This window comes from Neisseria sp. P0006.S009, from assembly GCF_051962915.1.
GTDB classification, from domain to species: Bacteria; Pseudomonadota; Gammaproteobacteria; order Burkholderiales; family Neisseriaceae; genus Neisseria; species Neisseria subflava_E.
In genome coordinates this window covers 20566-36844 of sequence record NZ_JBQCUV010000005.1, presented here as the reverse complement: position 1 = coordinate 36844, position 16279 = coordinate 20566, and the positions used below count along the sequence as shown (strand labels likewise).

At 53.7% G+C, this 16279-nt stretch carries 20 protein-coding genes; 6 read left to right on the top strand and 14 right to left on the bottom strand.

Features of this window, described 5'->3' with window-relative positions; translation table 11 throughout:
• Positions 1-115: 115 nt before the first annotated feature.
• Positions 116-898 carry an indole-3-glycerol phosphate synthase TrpC gene (trpC, locus tag ACTHTK_RS09570; RefSeq protein WP_107724202.1) on the top strand — a complete coding sequence of 261 codons (783 nt, stop codon included), beginning with the start codon at positions 116-118 and terminating at the stop codon, positions 896-898.
• A gap of 63 nt (positions 899-961) precedes the next feature.
• Complete coding sequence (locus ACTHTK_RS09565; protein WP_107724201.1) at positions 962-1333, top strand: DUF488 domain-containing protein; 372 nt, start codon at positions 962-964, stop codon at positions 1331-1333.
• A 72-nt stretch (positions 1334-1405) separates the two neighbouring features.
• Here ACTHTK_RS09565 and ACTHTK_RS09560 read toward each other — a convergent pair whose 3' ends face one another.
• The 5 genes from ACTHTK_RS09560 to argG form a co-directional block, all read right to left on the bottom strand.
• Complete coding sequence (locus ACTHTK_RS09560) at positions 1406-2038, bottom strand: DUF421 domain-containing protein (protein WP_107724200.1); 633 nt, start codon at positions 2036-2038, stop codon at positions 1406-1408.
• 14 nt (positions 2039-2052) lie between these two features.
• Entirely contained in the window at positions 2053-2502 is a 450-nt protein-coding gene (locus tag ACTHTK_RS09555) for a DUF3290 domain-containing protein (RefSeq protein WP_107724199.1), read from the bottom strand.
• Between the two features lie 129 nt (positions 2503-2631).
• Positions 2632-2847, bottom strand: a complete 216-nt coding sequence (locus tag ACTHTK_RS09550) for a hypothetical protein (protein WP_049330864.1) — start codon at positions 2845-2847, stop codon at positions 2632-2634.
• Positions 2840-3055, bottom strand: a complete 216-nt coding sequence (locus ACTHTK_RS09545; protein ID WP_036493650.1) for a DUF4177 domain-containing protein — start codon at positions 3053-3055, stop codon at positions 2840-2842. Before ACTHTK_RS09545 ends, ACTHTK_RS09550 begins: the two co-directional genes overlap by 8 nt.
• Positions 3056-3097: 42 nt before the next feature.
• Positions 3098-4441 (bottom strand): argininosuccinate synthase, encoded by a 1344-nt coding sequence (gene argG / locus ACTHTK_RS09540; protein WP_036493659.1) that lies wholly within the window; start codon positions 4439-4441, stop codon positions 3098-3100.
• Between the two features lie 98 nt (positions 4442-4539).
• On the opposite strand from argG, the gene ACTHTK_RS09535 reads away from it, so the two are divergent.
• Genes ACTHTK_RS09535 through ACTHTK_RS09525 form a run of 3 tightly spaced genes read left to right on the top strand, consistent with a single transcriptional unit; the run spans position 4540 to position 6928 of the window.
• Positions 4540-5340 (top strand): competence/damage-inducible protein A, encoded by an 801-nt coding sequence (locus ACTHTK_RS09535; protein ID WP_440378579.1) that lies wholly within the window; start codon positions 4540-4542, stop codon positions 5338-5340.
• The gene (locus tag ACTHTK_RS09530) at positions 5340-5966 is read left to right on the top strand and encodes a phosphatase PAP2 family protein (protein ID WP_440378578.1); all 627 of its coding nucleotides are present in this window, start codon (positions 5340-5342) and stop codon (positions 5964-5966) included. The genes ACTHTK_RS09535 and ACTHTK_RS09530 overlap by 1 nt, the downstream gene beginning before the upstream one ends.
• Positions 5967-5977: 11 nt before the next feature.
• Entirely contained in the window at positions 5978-6928 is a 951-nt protein-coding gene (locus tag ACTHTK_RS09525) for a YheT family hydrolase (RefSeq protein WP_440378577.1), read from the top strand.
• 94 nt (positions 6929-7022) lie between these two features.
• Here ACTHTK_RS09525 and ACTHTK_RS09520 read toward each other — a convergent pair whose 3' ends face one another.
• From ACTHTK_RS09520 to ACTHTK_RS09495, 6 genes are all read right to left on the bottom strand, one after another.
• Entirely contained in the window at positions 7023-7319 is a 297-nt protein-coding gene (locus ACTHTK_RS09520) for a helix-turn-helix domain-containing protein (RefSeq protein ID WP_003680641.1), read from the bottom strand.
• 404 nt (positions 7320-7723) lie between these two features.
• Complete coding sequence (map, locus tag ACTHTK_RS09515; RefSeq protein WP_440378600.1) at positions 7724-8524, bottom strand: type I methionyl aminopeptidase; 801 nt, start codon at positions 8522-8524, stop codon at positions 7724-7726.
• Positions 8525-8566: 42 nt separating this feature from the next.
• Positions 8567-9172, bottom strand: coding sequence for a hypothetical protein (locus tag ACTHTK_RS09510; protein ID WP_107724193.1), 606 nt, complete (start codon positions 9170-9172; stop codon positions 8567-8569).
• 67 nt (positions 9173-9239) lie between these two features.
• Entirely contained in the window at positions 9240-9851 is a 612-nt protein-coding gene (locus tag ACTHTK_RS09505) for a BON domain-containing protein (RefSeq protein ID WP_049330858.1), read from the bottom strand.
• 73 nt (positions 9852-9924) lie between these two features.
• Entirely contained in the window at positions 9925-10518 is a 594-nt protein-coding gene (locus tag ACTHTK_RS09500; protein WP_107724192.1) for a phosphoheptose isomerase, read from the bottom strand.
• 4 nt (positions 10519-10522) lie between these two features.
• The gene (locus ACTHTK_RS09495) at positions 10523-10870 is read right to left on the bottom strand and encodes a YraN family protein (protein ID WP_107724191.1); all 348 of its coding nucleotides are present in this window, start codon (positions 10868-10870) and stop codon (positions 10523-10525) included.
• A 65-nt stretch (positions 10871-10935) separates the two neighbouring features.
• On the opposite strand from ACTHTK_RS09495, the gene rsmI reads away from it, so the two are divergent.
• Entirely contained in the window at positions 10936-11814 is an 879-nt protein-coding gene (gene rsmI / locus ACTHTK_RS09490; protein WP_107724190.1) for a 16S rRNA (cytidine(1402)-2'-O)-methyltransferase, read from the top strand.
• 155 nt (positions 11815-11969) lie between these two features.
• Here the strand turns inward: rsmI and ACTHTK_RS09485 are convergent, their stop codons facing one another.
• From ACTHTK_RS09485 to ACTHTK_RS09475, 3 genes are all read right to left on the bottom strand, one after another.
• Positions 11970-12779 carry an alpha/beta hydrolase gene (locus ACTHTK_RS09485; protein ID WP_440378576.1) on the bottom strand — a complete coding sequence of 270 codons (810 nt, stop codon included), beginning with the start codon at positions 12777-12779 and terminating at the stop codon, positions 11970-11972.
• Between the two features lie 106 nt (positions 12780-12885).
• The gene (locus tag ACTHTK_RS09480; protein WP_036493692.1) at positions 12886-13875 is read right to left on the bottom strand and encodes a peptidylprolyl isomerase; all 990 of its coding nucleotides are present in this window, start codon (positions 13873-13875) and stop codon (positions 12886-12888) included.
• A complete protein-coding gene (locus ACTHTK_RS09475; protein WP_440378575.1) occupies positions 13872-16271 on the bottom strand; it encodes an LPS-assembly protein LptD in 2400 nt (799 codons plus the stop codon). The genes ACTHTK_RS09480 and ACTHTK_RS09475 overlap by 4 nt, the downstream gene beginning before the upstream one ends.
• Positions 16272-16279: the final 8 nt, after the last annotated feature.

The following is a 16279-nucleotide window of genomic DNA, read 5'->3' as shown; positions in this document are numbered from 1 at the left end:
TTGCCCGCCTTTTTTCAAACCATTAAAATAGCGGCATTCAGGCCGTCTGAAATCTAATCTTCGTCAGCATGTTGCACGATTCAAACCCGAAAATCAGCCCCAATAGAAAAACGCCATGACCGATATTCTCAACAAAATCCTTGCCACCAAAGCAGAAGAAGTGGCCGCCCAAAAAGCTGCCGTTTCCTTGGAAGACATCAAAGCCCAAGCGCAGGCTGCTGCGCCGGTTCGCAGCTTTATCGGCTCGATCCGTGAAAAACACGCGCAGAATCTGCCAGCCATTATTGCCGAAGTCAAAAAAGCCAGCCCGAGCAAAGGCCTGATCCGCCCTGATTTTCATCCTGCTGAAATCGCCGCTGCCTATGAAAAAGCCGGCGCGGCCTGTTTGTCCGTGTTGACGGACGAACCTTATTTCCAAGGCTCGCCCGAGTATTTGAAACAGGCGCGTGCGGCCGTGGCGCTGCCGGTCTTGCGTAAAGATTTCATCATCGACGAATACCAAATCTATCAGGCGCGCGCGTGGGGTGCGGATGCGGTTCTTCTGATTGCCGCTGCCTTGGAAGCCGAGCAGCTTGAGCGTTTTGAAGCCGTTGCCCACGAATTGGGCATGACTGTATTGTTGGAGTTGCACGATGCGTCCGAGCTGGAAAAATGCCGCAACATGACCACGCCGTTGTGGGGCGTCAACAACCGCAACCTGCGTACGTTTGAAGTGACCCTGCAACAAACCCTCGACCTCTTGCCCGAATTAAACGGCAAAACCGTTGTAACCGAAAGCGGCATCCGCAACAAAGAAGACGTCGATTTCATGCGCAGCCACGGCGTGCATACTTTCCTGATCGGCGAAACCTTTATGAGAGCCGAAGATATCGAAGCCGAAGTCAAAAAACTGTTCTAAACCTAAAAAACATCAGGCCGTCTGAATTTTCAGACGGCCTGAATCCATTGGAGACGAGAAAAAATGTTTACCGTACAGCGCATTTACGCCTATCAACCCGATTCTAAACAAACCGCCGTCTTTATCGACCGCCTTTATCCGCGCGGCGTCCATAAAGAAGTTTTCGCTACGGCGCTTTGGCTGAAAGACATTACGCCCAGTGCAAACCTGCGCCGCTGGTATCATGAAAATCCGGCTGAGAATTTTGACAGTTTTGTCAGCCGTTATCATGAAGAGCTGCAAGGCGATGCCGAGCAGGCCGCCATCAAGCGGCTGCTGGATTTGGAGCGGCAACACGGCAATATCCTGCTGCTGACCGCCGTCAAAGATCCCCGACATTCCCACGTCTCTGCGCTGGCTCAATTTTTGGGCACAACGTTTGAATATCGCGATTAAAAAATCAGTGTTTGAACCGGATATAAAAAGGCTGTCTGAAATCAAGGTTTCAGACGGCCTGCTATTTTCAAATCAAGAAGGATAACGGTGTGCCACCAATTTTCCGTCTATGTATTCGCCGATATAGACTTGCGAGGCTTCAAGGTGGAGGTGGTCGAGTTCCTGTTGCAGCCATTCTTCATCACGCTTAATGATTTCGAGGATGTCGGGGTCAACTTGGCCGTCTGTAATCAGTGGATAGCGCAGGCTTTCGTCGCCGTACTTAATGACGGCGAGCTGGCCGTTTTGTTCCATCACGGCACGTTTGACGGCAGAGATTTCGTAGATGCCGGCGGCGCGGAGTTTGAACATGAGGTCGTGTGCGCTGATGCCGTTTTTCATGCATTCATCGGTTTGGATTTTGCCGTTGACGATAACCCAGACGGATTTGCCGTCAATGATGGATTTGACCCAGCGATTGTGGTTTTTGATGAATTTCAGGCTTAAGACCAACAGCGTCCACAAAATCAGTACGAGGAAAAATTGCAACAGGCCGACGCTGTCGCTGTAAATCACGCCACCGATGATGCCGCCGAGTACATAGTTTTGCACTTGGTCCATGGCGGAGGTCGGCGCGAGGTTGCCTTTACCTAAGAGGTTGATTTGCAAAATCAAACCTAAAATACCCATCAGTAGTTTGAGGGCGAGCAGGGAGTATGCTTCCATGTGTGTGTATCCTGTTATTCTTTATCGATGAGTTCGATATTGTTGTTGACCAAATTGATGGGCGTCAGCGTGTAGGCGGAGAAGTCTTGATTGAAATGGACTTCGTAGTATTGGTTTTTGATGCCGATAATCATGCCGTTGAACAGGCGCGTGCTGTTGACGATGATGTCTTGTTTTTCAACTTTTTGGTTTTCAATCAAGGCATTGAGAAAACCTACCATGCGCGAAGTATCGGCGGCAAAGTTTTGACGCTCGCTGTATGAAAGATATTGCGTGCCGCAGATGAGGATGAGCAACAACAGCGCAATAATGCTCAGGTCGCGGTATTTGGTGTCCATGCGGTGGCGCAGGTATTGCGATACGGTGAGCAGGAGGATAACGAGGGCGGCGAAAATCAGGATATATTTCAAGTAGTCGTGGAAATACATATGATTTTCAAGATAAAAGTGAGAAAAGAATTTCATGGTATTTGATAAATTTGGGAAGGGTAATAAGGCCGTCTGAAACTTAAATTTTAGACGGCCTCGTCTATTAAACAAGGATGTTGCGTCAAGGTTTCGGATAAAGCATACATGGCGCTTCTCGAAGTAGTATCAGTTGATAAATCCGTCGTCCTTCATTTTCTTTTCGGAAAAATACTGGCTGATGACCAGTAAGCTGGCCAGAATGATAATGAAAAGACCTGCCATGGTCAGGGTGATTTTGAGAAACAAATCGGCATCGACGAAGGAAAACCAAAGTTGCAAAATCAAGAGCAACACCCAGCTGACGAACAATCCGAGACAGGCATAGACGCCGAGTTTAAACACGTTCTTTTTCCAAAATGACGACGTAGGCTTCACGCACGAAAAACAGCAGCATGCGGCGCTGGTCTTTTTCCATGGTAACGACCTTCCAGCCTTGTGAGGCGTGGCTGTTGAGGAAATCGCTGAATTTGACCGGATTGATTTTGGCGCTGCCGAAAATCAAGCTGGAAAGCAGGTTCTCTTGATAAATGACGGCTTTATATTCTTTCATTTTATTCCTTTAAAATAAGGGGGCCTTAAAGCCCCCATGATTCTACTCTTTATTGTTCAACTGCGGCAATACGGAGCCTTCGCCCAAGGACAACAAACCGCTTTGCGAGTAAATACCCAGTTTGGCGCGGGTGTCGGTGATGTCGAGGTTGCGCATGGTCAGTTGGCCGATGCGGTCGAGCGGTGTGAACGCTGCGTCTTCGACTTTTTCCATACTCAGGCGTTCCGGTTGATAGGTCAGGTTGGGCGATTCGGTGTTCAGAATCGAGTAGTCGTTGCCGCGGCGCAGTTCGAGGGTTACTTCGCCGGTGATGGCTTTGGCGACCCAGCGTTGGGCGGTTTCGCGCAACATGAGGGCTTGGCTGTCGAACCAGCGGCCTTGGTAGAGCAGGCGGCCGAGGCGCAGGCCGTTGATGCGGTATTGTTCGATGGTGTCTTCGTTGTGGATGCCGGTCACCAAGCGTTCGTAGGCGATGTGGAACAACGCCATGCCCGGGGCTTCGTAGATGCCGCGCGATTTGGCTTCGATGATGCGGTTTTCGATTTGGTCGCTCATGCCCAAACCGTGGCGGCCACCGATGCGGTTGGCTTCGAGGAAGAGTTCGACGGGGTCGGCGTATTCTTTGCCGTTCAGTGCAACCGGCACGCCTTCTTCAAAGCGCACGCTGACTTCTTCGGGTTTGACTTCGACGTTTTCGTCCCAGAAGGCAACGCCCATGATGGGTTTGACGATTTTGATGCCGCTGTTGAGGAATTCCAAGTCTTTGGCTTCATGCGTCGCGCCGAGCATGTTGGAGTCGGTGGAGTAGGCTTTCTCCACCGACATTTTGTAGTTGAAGCCGTTGGCAATCAGAAATTCGCTCATTTCGTGGCGGCCGCCGAGTTCGTCGATAAATTGTTGGTCGAGCCAAGGTTTGTAGATTTTCAGCGCCGGGTTGGTTAACAGGCCGTAGCGGTAGAAACGCTCGATGTCGTTGCCTTTGTAGGTGCTGCCGTCGCCCCAGATATTCACATCGTCTTCTTTCATGGCGGAAACGAGCATGGTGCCGGTCACGGCGCGGCCTAAAGGCGTGGTGTTGAAATAGGCGATGCCGCCGGTGGAAACGTGGAACGCGCCGCATTGGATGGCGGCGATGCCTTCGTGTGCCAACTGCGCGCGGCAGTCAATCAGGCGGGCGTTTTCCGCACCGTATTCCATCGCTTTTTTGGGAATGGCATTGTAGTCGTCTTCGTCGGGCTGGCCGAGGTTGGCAGTGTAGGCATAAGGCAGCGCGCCTTTGAGTTTCATCCACAACAGCGCGGCAGAGGTATCGAGGCCACCGGAGAAGGCGATGCCGACTTTTTGGCCAACGGGGAGATTTTGTAAAATGGTATGGTTTTGGCTCATGGGAATTTCTCCAGACTTGAAAAGTTGAAACCATTATCTTATAAATGGAATACATTGTCAGCAATAGGCCGTCTGAATGTTCGGAAGGCAACCTCATCATGAACGCTTTTAACCTCATTATCATCGGCGATGAAATCCTGCACGGCAGCCGCCAAGACAAGCATTTCGCCTTTTTCAAATCTTTATTGGAATCGCGCGGGCTGAAACTCAATCAGGTGCAATATCTGCCCGATGAACCCGAATTGCTGGTCAAACAACTGCGCCGCAGTTTTTCAGACGGCCTGCCGACTTTCGTTACCGGCGGTATCGGCTCTACGCCTGACGACCACACGCGCCAAGCCGCAGCGGCTGCTTTGGATTTGCCCGTTGTCCGCCATCCTGAAGCCGCCAAGTTTATCGAAGGCGTAACCCTGAAACGCGGCGAGCCGCTCGATTCGCCGGAACACGCCCAACGCCTGAAAATGGCGGATTTTCCCGAAGGTGCGGAATTGGTGCCCAATCCGTTTAACAACATCGCCGGATTTTCCATCCGCGAACATTATTTCTTCCCCGGCTTCCCCGTGATGGCGCACCCGATGGCCGAATGGGTATTGGAAACTTATTACGCCGACCGCTTCAACCAAACCGAACGCGGCAGCCGCAGCGTGTATGTGTTCGACCAACCAGAATCGCGCATTACGCCGATTATGGAACATCTTGAGCGTACCTACGCCGGTATTCGTTCGTACAGCCTGCCCACCGTGGGCCGTACCGATTCAGACGGCCGTTATATTCCGCCGCATATCGAGTTCGGTATCAAGGCGGAAGGCGAGGCCTGCCGCTTGCTGGATGCGGCGTGGGCAGATGCGTTGCAGGGTTTGCAGGCGATTGGCGCGACTTTGAAAGAAACGGTGGAATAATGCACTTGTCTCCGGCCCAAGCCAAACGCGCACTGACTTTCGCTTCTTTGCTGTTTTTACCGCCGACCTTCATCATCGGTATTTGGCTGGCGCAATATGGCGGCTTCGCTTTTGAGCCGCCGCTGATGCACGCCGTCCATGCCCACGTGGGAACATGGTTTGATCCGATTGCCACCGTGTTGCACTATCTGGGCAAAACCGCGATTGCCGTGCCGCTGATCGGCGCAGTCGCCGCCGCCCTGTATTTTGCCGATAAGAAGCGCGAGGCACTGTTTTGCGTGTTGGCGGCATTGGTGCCGACTTTGAACATGTTGGTTGTGAAAGTATGGTTTGCACGCGAACGTCCGCTGCTTTGGCCGCGCCTGATTGAAGAGAGCAATTTCTCCTTCCCCAGCGGCCACAGTACGTTTTCCGCCGCCATTGCCGTCATGCTGATATTGCTTTGCCGCCACACGCGCTACCGCCGCGCCGCTTGGATAGGCGGTATTTCCTTTGCCCTGTTGACCGGGTTTTCACGCGTTTATTTGGGCGTGCATTATCCCACCGATGTTTGGGCAGGCTGGACAAACGGCACGCTGACTGCCTTGCTGGTGTATATGCTCATCTTCAGGCCGTCTGAAAAATAGAAGAAATAATCATGAATACACGTTCACCCAACACGCCTTATTGGCTCAGAAACGGCCACGCCGACACTCTGTTTGCCAAGTTGCTGCAAGGCAAGGCGCCCGACTACCGCCGCGAGCTTCTGCCCGACAGCACCGGCAAAACCCAAGTTGCCTACGATTTTGTCGACAGCGCCGACCCCGATGCGCCGCTGGTGGTTTTGTTCCACGGATTGGAAGGCAGCAGCGAGAGCCATTACGCGGTCGAGCTGATGAAAGCCGTGCAGCAGCGCGGTTGGAACGGCGTGGTTGCCCATTTCCGCAGTTGCGGCGGCATCGCAAACACCGCGCCCGTGTTCTACCACCTCGGCGATACGACTGAAATCGCCTTTATGCTCAACACGCTGGCCCGACGCTATTCAACCATTTACGCCGTCGGTGTTTCTTTGGGGGGCAATGCCTTGGCCAAATATCTGGGCGAGCAGGGCAGCAATGCCGTTCCGCGTGCTTCTGCCGTCATTTCCGCACCGGTCGATGCCGTGGCGGCCGGTACGCGTTTTGATCAGGGCATGACGCGACTGATTTACACGCGCTATTTTTTGAATTCGCTGCTGCCGAAAGCCCGAGCGATTCCTCAGTTTCAGACGGCCTTGAGCCGGCAAAACTGCAAAACGCTTGGCGATTTTGACGACCGCTTTACCGCGCCGCTTCACGGTTTTGCCGACCGCCACGATTATTACCGCCGCAATTCCTGTAAACCATTCCTGAAAGGCGTGGATACGCCGTTGCTGCTGCTCAATGCCGTCAACGACCCCTTCCTGCCGCCGGAAGCCCTGCCGACCGGGCGGGACGTGTCCTCGGCCGTTACGCTGATGCAACCGGCATACGGCGGTCATGTCGGCTTCGTTAGCCACGATCGGGGCCGTCTGAATCTGCAATGGCTGCCGCAAACGGTGTTGGACTATTTCAAGCAGTATCAGCCGTAAATGAAAAAGGACATGTATGCGACATGCCCTTAGAGTGTAGAAAGTAAAAAGGCCGTCTGAAAACAAGTTTCAGACGGCCTTTTGAATGGCTTGATTATTTGCCTTTGTTGTCGGCTTTGGCTTCTTTTTTCAGAGAAGCGTACAACTCAGGGTCGCGGTTTTTCAGCAAGGACGCAACGGCCAAGTCGTCACGGTTTACTTTAGCCAAATCGACGCGCTCGATGTGTACCAAACGCAGCAATTCGCGTACAGGTTTAGGCATATTGCGGCCGGATTCGTAACGGGAACCACCGGATTGAGTCACACCGATGCGGCTCCAGAAGTCCATTTGGTTCAGGCCGAGTTTTTTACGGATATCGCGGATGTTTTCAATTTTTTCGAACGATTTCATGAATCTTCCTTATTGTGGTATTTGTTGCATGCCTCTAGGCATAAAAATGGGTCTGCAAGAATGCCGGCATCCCTTTTCCTGTAGGCTTTTGGGGTGATATGTGGGCGTATTGCAAATGACTGATCTAGATAATTAGACAGTATATTCGAAAGAAGTTTGCCGCTGTTTGCCATAATTTGTGTAAATATTTCTTAATTCATTATTTCGTATAATTTTTGGCATATAAATCATCAAATTATGCGATTATCTTAAATATGGCGTGGGCAAATTTTTACATAACTAAACAATTCATTATGGGTAAAAACTTAATTTCGAGCATTTGTTCGGTTTGACGGGTCGAGAAAACGGATAAATTTCAGGCCGTCTGAATCTGTATTTCCAGACGGCCTGAAAATTTTTCAAGTTTAAGGCTTGCCGGTGGCAGGGCTGATGGTGAGGATTTCGTAGCCGGTTTCGGTAACCAAGACTTCGTGTTCCCATTGGGCGGAGAGGGAACGGTCTTTAGTGACCACTGTCCAACCGTCGTTCAGGATGCGCAGGTGGCGTTTGCCTTGGTTGATCATCGGCTCGATGGTGAAAATCATGCCCGGTTTGAGGACGAGGCCCTGACCTTTGCGGCCGTAGTGGACTACTTGCGGCGCTTCGTGGAAGCCGCGGCCGATGCCGTGGCCGCAGAATTCTTGAACTACGGAGTAGCCGGCATTTTCGGCAACCTGTTGGCAGGCATAGCCGACATCGCCGAGGGTGGCGCCGGGTTTGACCGCTTCGATACCCGCCATCATGGAGGCATGGGTCACGTCGATCAGGCGCTGGGCAATCGGGGAGACTTTGCCGACGGTAAACATGCGGCTGGAATCGCCGTGGAAACCGTCTTTTTTAATGGTCAGGTCGATGTTGACGATGTCGCCTTCTTTCAGCGGCTTGTCATCGGGAATGCCGTGGCAGATAACGTGGTTGACGGAGGTGCAGCAGGATTTCGGGTAGGGCGGGTTGCCGTAGTTGAGGGGGGCCGGATAACCGCCTTGAACGTTGACGTGGTAGTCGTAAACGAGTTTATCGATTTCGTTGGTGGTTACGCCGGGTTTGACGAATTGGCCGATGTAATCGAGGGCTTCGGCGACCAAGCGGCCGAGTTCGCGCATTTTTTCGATTTCTTCGGGGGTTTTGATGATGACTTCGTTCATGAGGTTTCCTTCTTGTTTCAGACGGCATGGAGGCCGTCTGAACGGGACGGGTGTGCCGTCTGTTTAAAACAGGTTGTCGAGATTGTCTTTATTGCGCGGTTTGGCTTGTGGTTTGGCCTCAGGCTCGGCTTTCGGAGTCGGTTTAGACTCGGTGGCTTTGGCTTTTTCCGGTTTGTTTTCTACTGCTTGTGCGGCAGGTTTGCTGTCTGCGGCTTTGTTTGCTACCGGCTGGCTGTCTGCTTGAGGTGTGTTTTGAGCAGCAGGGCTGCTGTTGTCGGATTGTGCTTTTTCTGATTTGTCGGTTTCGGCGCGTTTGTTTTCTGTGCGTTTACCGCGGTGTGCGGCAGGACGGTCGTTTTTTGCACCTTCTTCGGCGTTGTCGCTTTTTTCGTTTTGTGGAACGACAGGATTGCCGGAGGCGGTTTTTGCGTCGCCGTCTTTGGCAGGCTGAACGGTTTCAGGTTCGACTGCGCCGTTGGGGCGCCAAACTTCAATGCGTGTGTCGGTTTGTTCGGCAGGGCTTTTTTCGGGTACGTCGGTTTTACCGGAGTTTAGGGTGCTGAATACGCCGGCAACAAGGGCTGCGACGGCGATAAAGCTGACAAGGAATAAAGCGCGGATTAGGTGTTTGGGCTTAAGTTGGAAAGGGGTTTTATTATTCTTGGACATGATGGGGCGGGTAATCGTTGGAGGAATGGCCGTCTGAATGTTCAGACGGCCCCGGGTTGCCTGTGAATCAGTTGGCAACGTAGTTTTGATAGAGGGTCACGACTTTTTGTACGCCGACGGTCGTGCTGACTTTTTGGGTCACGCGGGCTTGCTCGTCAGGCGTGAGGATGCCCATCACATAGGTCACGTTGCCGTAAGTCACGATTTTGACGCGTGCTTGGGTGGCCGGGCTTAGGCCCAACAGGGTTGCACGAACTTTGGATGTGCCCCAAGTATCGTTGGTCACATCGCCGAGCGAACGCGCTTGTGAGGCAACGGTGATGTAGTTGTACACGCCTTCTGCGGCTTGTTCGGAACGGGCAATGCGTTCAACAAATTGTTTTTCGCCTTCGGTAGCCACTTGGCCGAGCAGGAGCAGGTGGCGGTTGTAGCCGACAACGTTCAGTTTGGGCTTGTAGCCTTCGACTTGGTTGTTTTGGCGCAGGTAGGAGCGTGCGGTGGTTTCGACGCGCAGGGCCATAACGTTGTCGTCGGTTTGCGCACCAGTGGTGCGGCGGTCGACGGCGGATTTGGTGCCGACGGCTGCACCGCCGATCAGTGCGCCGACGCAGCCGCTCAGACTCAAGCTCAAGAGGGTCGCAGTCAGAACGGGGAGGGCGTAGCGTTTGATATTCTTCATATCCTTTTCCTTGGGTATGGACGGGTGGGCGTTCAGACGGCCTTTAAGGGATGGGCCGTCTGAAAAGAAAGGGTTACATGCCTTCAAGCAGGACGGAGTCGATGCAGTCGCACATGGCGTGAATCAGCAAAATATGGTTTTCCTGAATGCGGGCAGTGCGCGGATAAGGGACGTTGAGCAAAACGTCGGTATCTTTGAGCATGGCGGCGATTTTGCCGCCGTCGCGGCCGGTCATAGCGATGACGTGCATATCGCGCTCGTGTGCCGCTTTGATGGCTTCGATGACGTTGGCGGAATTGCCGGAGGTGGAGATGCCGACCAATACGTCGCCGGCACGTCCGAGCGCGCGCACTTGTTTGCTGAATACATGGTCGAAACCGTAGTCGTTGCCGATGGCGGTCAGGGCGGAAGTGTCCGTTGTCAGCGCGACAGCAGCCAATTCCATGCGTTCTTTTTCAAAACGGCCGGTCATTTCTGCGGCAAAGTGTTGCGCGTCGGCAGCCGAACCGCCGTTGCCGCAAGCCAGGATTTTGCCGTCGTTCATCAGGCATTGCAGCATCAGCTCGGCGGCCTGTGCGGTCGGCTCGACCAGTACTTTTTCGGCTTCTTGCTTGGAGCGGATGCTCTCGGCAAAATGTGCGGAAACGCGTTCTTGTAATGTTGTCATGAGGTTAACCTGTAATATTTTGAATCCATTCGGGCGGGCCGTCGCCCTCAATCAATACCGCGTCCAGGCGGCAGGGCGCATGGTTTAACCCGTGCTTTTGCAGATAATACTCTACACTTCGTTGCAATTTCAATAATTTGGACGGCGAGATGCTGTATGCGGCACCACCGAAACCTCGGTTTTTGCGGTATTTTACTTCAACAAACACAATCGTACTGCCGTTTTTGACGATTAAATCGATTTCGCCGTAGGCGCAATGCCAGTTCCGCGCCAGCAGCGAGTAGCCTTTGCCCAGCAGGAATGCCAGCGCCGCATCTTCGGCCGCCGCCCCCTGTTTGTGGTTTAAGCGCATGAAAAGTTTACCCGTTATATAATCATTGTTTTTAAAGAGACGCCGTTTCAGACGGCCTTGAATCTATGTACACAAAACATCTGCAAAAAGCCGTCGACAGCATCGAAAAACAGACATTATACGTTGTCGCCACGCCCATCGGCAATTTAGCCGACATAACGCTGCGCGCGCTGGCCGTGCTGCAAAAGGCCGATGTTATCTGCGCCGAGGATACCCGCGTTACCGCCCAGCTTTTGAGTGCGTACGGCATTCAGGGCAAACTCGTGAGCGTGCGCGAACACAACGAGCAGCAAATGGCCGACAAAATCATCGCCCATCTTTCAGACGGCCTGAGCGTCGCCCAAGTTTCGGATGCGGGTACGCCTGCTGTTTGCGATCCCGGTGCGAAACTTGCCGCCCGCGTGCGCGAAGCCGGATTTAAAGTGGTGCCTGTGGTCGGTGCAAGTGCGGTCATGGGGGCGTTGAGCGTGGCCGGTGTGACGGAATCCGATTTTTACTTCAACGGTTTCCTGCCGCCTAAGGCCGGCGAACGCCAAAAGCTGTTGGCCAAATGGGCGGAAGCCGATTTTCCGATTGTGATGTTTGAAACGCCGCACCGTATCGAATCAAGCCTTGCGGATATGGCCGCGCAGTTCCCCGAACGCCGTTTGACTTTGGCACGCGAAATCACCAAAACGTTTGAAACCTTTCTCAGCGGCACGGTTGCCGAAATCCAAGTCGCCCTCAAAAACGACAGCAACCAAACGCGTGGCGAGATGGTGCTGGTGTTGCACCCTGCGGTGAAAGAAAAGCACAGCGATTTGCCCGAGGCGGCGCAAAATACCATGAAAATCCTTGCGGTCGAGTTGCCGACCAAACAAGCCGCCGAGCTTGCCGCTAAGATTACCGGCGAGAATAAAAAGGCGCTGTATGATTTGGCTTTGGAATGGAAAAAGCAGGGATAATGGCTGATTGGCAAACCGTATATCAAAGACCGTCTGAACAGTAGATTTCAGACGGCCTTTTTTGATTGGACTTTAGTGGTTTTAAATTGACCCAATAAGTTCAATACGCTTTGGTGTTTGCGTTTCAGACAGCCTCAATGTTTGGCAAACCTGCTTTAACGCTGCCATACGTTGCGCAAATATTCGATGCAGTCGGTCAGGGCGTAAAACGGGGCGTTGCCGTGATTGGCGTTGGGGTAGAGGGTAAAGTGGACATCCGCGCCGAGGTGGTGCAAAGTGCCGGCAAGAATTTTGGCTTGTGCAACCATGCCGCTGCTGGTTTGGTCGGGGCGGTTGTTTCTGCCTTCATGTTCGCCTGCGCCAAGGCGGATGCCGATTCCTTGTGGCAAAGTGTCGGGCAGCCAATCGAGTACGCGGCGGTCTTGCCACCAGATAGACGGTGACACCAGCAAATAATGGCGGAATCGTTCGGGGCGGGTGAACAGGGAATAGAGGCCGTACAAGGCGCCGAACGAATGGCCGAAGACGGCTTGGTTTTGGGTATCGATGCGGTATTTGCTGTCGAGCAGGGCGGAGAGTTCGTCGTCGATAAAGCGGCTGAAGCGGTCGGCTTGGCCGTATTGTTTGCGTTCGGATTCGGGCGCGTTGTCGGGCAGCGGCGGCGTGTAGTCGAGGGCGCGTTGGCTTAAGTCGCGGATGGTGCCGCCGGTGTAACCGATGCCGACAATCAGACAGGCGGCATGGCTTTTGGTGATGGGGTTGATGAGCAGGGATTGCGCCATATTGAGGATGGCAGGGAAAAAGGCATCCCCGTCAAGAATATACAGTACGGGATAGCCGCCTGTCGGACGCTCGCCGAGTGCCGCGGCTTGAATGCGGTAGGTGCGGCCGGTGTGGGCGGAAGTAAGGGCGGTTTCTTCGGCTTGCAGCAGGGTGGCGGCTTGCCAGTCGGGACGGATGGACATGATGGGGTGCTTTAATCAATGGTTGCTTAAGGGAAAAGGCCGTCTGAACAATGGTTTTCAGACGGCCTTATTGTACGGATTTCTGCCTTTTTAACAATACGCGCGATTAGCGTACGTCAACGTAGGAGCTACTGTGCAGTTCGCGCAGGAGGTTGGTGGTCGCCTGTTGCGCTTTTTGTTGGGACAGGTATTGGCGGACGGCGTTTTGTTGGCGCTCTTCAGGCGTACCTGCTTCGCGGACGTCGTTCAGCTTGATGATGTGCCAGCCGAATTGGGTGCGGACAGGGGCGCTAATTTGGCCGGGTTTGAGTTTGTGGACGGCTTCTTCAAATGGAGCAACCATCATGCCATCGGCAAACCAGCCCAAATCGCCGCCGTTGCCGGCGCTGCTGTCTTGCGAGTATTGGCGTGCCAAACCGCCGAAATCTGCGCCGCTGCGGGCTTGTGAGTAGATTTTGCGGATGGTGCTTTCTGCGCCGACGGCGGCATTGTCGTTGTCGGCTTTAATGAGGATGTGTTGGGCATGATATTGGCGCACGGGGTCGGCTTCGGGCAGGGTGATGCCTTGTTGTTTGGCCTGCTCGATGTAGCGTGCCACTTCGGAGTCGCTGACGCGGCTGTTTTGCATGATGGCCTGTTGGCGCACTTTTTCAACAATAATGCTGTCGGCGATGTCTTGACGGACGGCGGCAGACGGATTTTTGATGTTGGGGTTGTGCGCGATGACGGCTTCGATTTCGCTATCGGTCGCTTGGATGTTGCGGCGTTTGCCGGCTTGGAGGATTAGGGATTGGTTGATCATTTGTGCCAGAACCTGTTGGCGCAGCTCGTTGGCGTCCATTTGTGTGCCTTTCGGCATGGTTTGACGTGCTTGTGCTACGGCTTGTTCTACTTGGCGGTGGGTAATGACTTCGTTGTCGACAACCGCGGCAATGCCGTCTGAAAGATGTACGCCGCTTTGTACGGCGGGCATGGCGGTGGCGCTGACGGCAGGGGCTTTGGCTGCGCGCGCTTTGCCTGCTTTGGCTTTAGGGGCGGCGTGTGCGCCTACTGCGAGAGTGAGTGCGGCGACGAGAATCAGGGGTTTGAAGTTCATTGTTTGACTACCTCGTTGGTTTTGCTGTAACCGGGAATGGCTAAGCGGAGTTTTTCGAATGGGTTGTTGCCGATATTGCTCAAGTCTTTGAGTTGGAGGTTGAAGAATACGGCGTTTTTGTGGCTGTTTTCGCCGGTAACATAGCGTTGGCCGACCAAGCTCGCGCTCCAGCAGCCGCAGTTGCTTTTGTATTCTGCACCGATGAGCATTTCCAGCGGTTTTTTGGCTTCTATTTCGTAGTTGTAACGGGCGACGGCGTACAGGTTTTTGCTCAACGGCCATTGGGCGACAAGGTCGACTTGGCTGAGTTTGTCGTAGAAATAGTCGCCGTTGGCTTGCAGATAGATGCGCTCGTTGCGTCCGTATTTGTAGCGCGCGCTTAAGACTTTGCCGGGTTCGGGGTTGTAGGCAATCCCTGCGGCGTAGCTTTCGGCACGGCTTTGGTTTTGGTTGTAGTGGATGTCCAAGTCGATGCGGATGCTCGGGGTAATGCTGCCGTGTGCAAAGGCTACCCAGTCAGATTGGCTGCGCGGATAATTGCTGACGTTGCCGTCAGGCAGGACGTTGTCTTTTTTGAAATAAAACTTCTGGCCGATACCTGCACGGAAGAGTTCCGCGCCGGTGTTGGGGTTGAGGATACGGCTTTGTGTGGCCAGCGTCAGGCTGTTGGCCGAATTGATACGGTCGTTGCCGGAATACAGGTTTTCGCGGAACAGCTGCGAATAGGTAAAGCTGTTTTCGGAGCTGTCGAAATTGGGCAGGTCGTTTTGGGACTTGGTCGGAATGTAGTTGTAAAACAGGCGCGGTTCGAGCGTTTGCAGGTATTCTCCGCCGAATAGACGGGCCCTGCGCTCGAAAGTCAGGCCGCTGTCGACGTTGATGATCGGCAGGACGCGGCTGACATTGCGGCTGCTTTGGCCGTTGAAGCTGTTGAGGCTGTAATATGTGGCGTGTACGCCGACTTTAGGCCGGATGTAGCCCCATTGGTTGTGGAAGTCCCATTTTACGCTCGGGTAGAGCACCACGCGGCTGCCGTCTTGCTTGGTATCGTGGTCAAAACGGGTGAATTGGCCGAACACGTTGAGTTGCGCTTTGCCGAGATGGCTTTGCCAACGGCCGGTCAGACGGGGCATGATGGCATAAGGCTCGTCTTTATAACCGTCTTGGTTGGCAAGCGTTTGATATTTTTGTACGCGCAACGAGCCGTCGAAGCTGCCGTCCAACAGTTTGTCGCTGTAATTGAGCCATGCCTGACGGTCAAGGTTGACGTTGCGCGCGATGTCTTCGCGGCCGTAGAAGTCGCGGTAGTAATCGTCGTCGGAAACTTGGTTGTAGTTGATGCCGCCGCTGATTTTGCTGTTCAGCTGCTGCTGGTGTTTCCATTTGAACTGGTAGCGGTTGTTGTGGACGCTTTTTTGGTCGTTGGGCATCCAGTCGCCATCGACTTCGCCGCTGTAATTCGGTTGCAAATAACGGACTTGGCCGCCCAATTGCACGCCGCGTTTACTGATAATGCCCGGGCGGATGGTGGCATCCAAATTTGGGGCAAGGTTGAAGTAGTAGGGCAGGCTCAGCTCAAGGCCGTCTGAACCCGTGGCAATGGTCGGAACGAGCAGGCCGCTTTTGCGGTTGCCGTTGATGGGGAAGTCCGCCCAAGGCGTATAGAGGACGGGTACGCCGCCGAATACCAGCGAAGCGTGTTTGGCCACGCCGATACCTGTCGATTCATCGGCTTCAATGCTTTGCGCTTGGATATACCAGCTGGCATCGCCGGGCGAACAGGTGTTGAATTTGGTATTGATGAGCTTGTAGAGGCCTTTGCCTTTGAGTTCGGCTTTTTCGCTGACACTTTGAAGGCGGCGGCCGCCTTGCTCGGTATTGAGGCGCACGGCAGTGCCGGAACCGGTTTGGTCTTTGAGGTTGTAAACCAATTGGTCGCCGGATACGGTCGAACCGTTTTGATACAGGGTAAAGCGGTCGCCGGCGGTAACGGTATCGGTGGCTTGGTCGTATTGCGCCCAATCGGCATTGAGAACATCGGCATTGCGCTCGACAATAACGTCGCCTTCGGCACGGACGCCGACTTGGGTCTGACCTTCTATTTTATCGGCATTGACGCGGGTGTAATCGGCAGGCAGGGCAGGCTCGCCGCTGCGTTTGATTTCGGCAGTTTCGGCCGGCTTGGTATCTTCGTGGTCGCAAAACAGGCAAGTGCTGCCCAAAGAAAGCGGATCGGCTTCGCTTTGGCTGGTTTTTGCCGGTTTGGGTGCGGCGGTGTGGGCAGGGGTATAGTCTTCCGCCTGCGGAACAGAAGCATCTTCCGCGCGCACGGCTGTTGCGCCAAAGCCCATAATTAAGGCGAGTACCAAGGGTTTGAGTGAAAATAAACGAGCCAAAATCGCCC

Excerpts from the sequence above, each read along its gene's own strand:
- ACTHTK_RS09480 (WP_036493692.1), bottom strand. The coding sequence starts at position 13,875 with ATGAACTTCAAACCCCTGATTCTCGTCGCCGCACTCACTCTCGCAGTA.
- ACTHTK_RS09535 (WP_440378579.1), top strand. The coding sequence starts at position 4,540 with ATGAACGCTTTTAACCTCATTATCATCGGCGATGAAATCCTGCACGGC.
- rsmI (WP_107724190.1), top strand. The coding sequence starts at position 10,936 with ATGTACACAAAACATCTGCAAAAAGCCGTCGACAGCATCGAAAAACAG.
- ACTHTK_RS09565 (WP_107724201.1), top strand. The coding sequence starts at position 962 with ATGTTTACCGTACAGCGCATTTACGCCTATCAACCCGATTCTAAACAA.
- ACTHTK_RS09505 (WP_049330858.1), bottom strand. The coding sequence starts at position 9,851 with ATGAAGAATATCAAACGCTACGCCCTCCCCGTTCTGACTGCGACCCTC.
- ACTHTK_RS09545 (WP_036493650.1), bottom strand. The coding sequence starts at position 3,055 with ATGAAAGAATATAAAGCCGTCATTTATCAAGAGAACCTGCTTTCCAGC.
- ACTHTK_RS09500 (WP_107724192.1), bottom strand. The coding sequence starts at position 10,518 with ATGACAACATTACAAGAACGCGTTTCCGCACATTTTGCCGAGAGCATC.
- ACTHTK_RS09525 (WP_440378577.1), top strand. The coding sequence starts at position 5,978 with ATGAATACACGTTCACCCAACACGCCTTATTGGCTCAGAAACGGCCAC.
- trpC (WP_107724202.1), top strand. The coding sequence starts at position 116 with ATGACCGATATTCTCAACAAAATCCTTGCCACCAAAGCAGAAGAAGTG.
- ACTHTK_RS09510 (WP_107724193.1), bottom strand. The coding sequence starts at position 9,172 with ATGTCCAAGAATAATAAAACCCCTTTCCAACTTAAGCCCAAACACCTA.
- ACTHTK_RS09555 (WP_107724199.1), bottom strand. The coding sequence starts at position 2,502 with ATGAAATTCTTTTCTCACTTTTATCTTGAAAATCATATGTATTTCCAC.
- ACTHTK_RS09520 (WP_003680641.1), bottom strand. The coding sequence starts at position 7,319 with ATGAAATCGTTCGAAAAAATTGAAAACATCCGCGATATCCGTAAAAAA.
- ACTHTK_RS09495 (WP_107724191.1), bottom strand. The coding sequence starts at position 10,870 with ATGCGCTTAAACCACAAACAGGGGGCGGCGGCCGAAGATGCGGCGCTG.
- ACTHTK_RS09560 (WP_107724200.1), bottom strand. The coding sequence starts at position 2,038 with ATGGAAGCATACTCCCTGCTCGCCCTCAAACTACTGATGGGTATTTTA.
- ACTHTK_RS09530 (WP_440378578.1), top strand. The coding sequence starts at position 5,340 with ATGCACTTGTCTCCGGCCCAAGCCAAACGCGCACTGACTTTCGCTTCT.
- argG (WP_036493659.1), bottom strand. The coding sequence starts at position 4,441 with ATGAGCCAAAACCATACCATTTTACAAAATCTCCCCGTTGGCCAAAAA.
- ACTHTK_RS09485 (WP_440378576.1), bottom strand. The coding sequence starts at position 12,779 with ATGTCCATCCGTCCCGACTGGCAAGCCGCCACCCTGCTGCAAGCCGAA.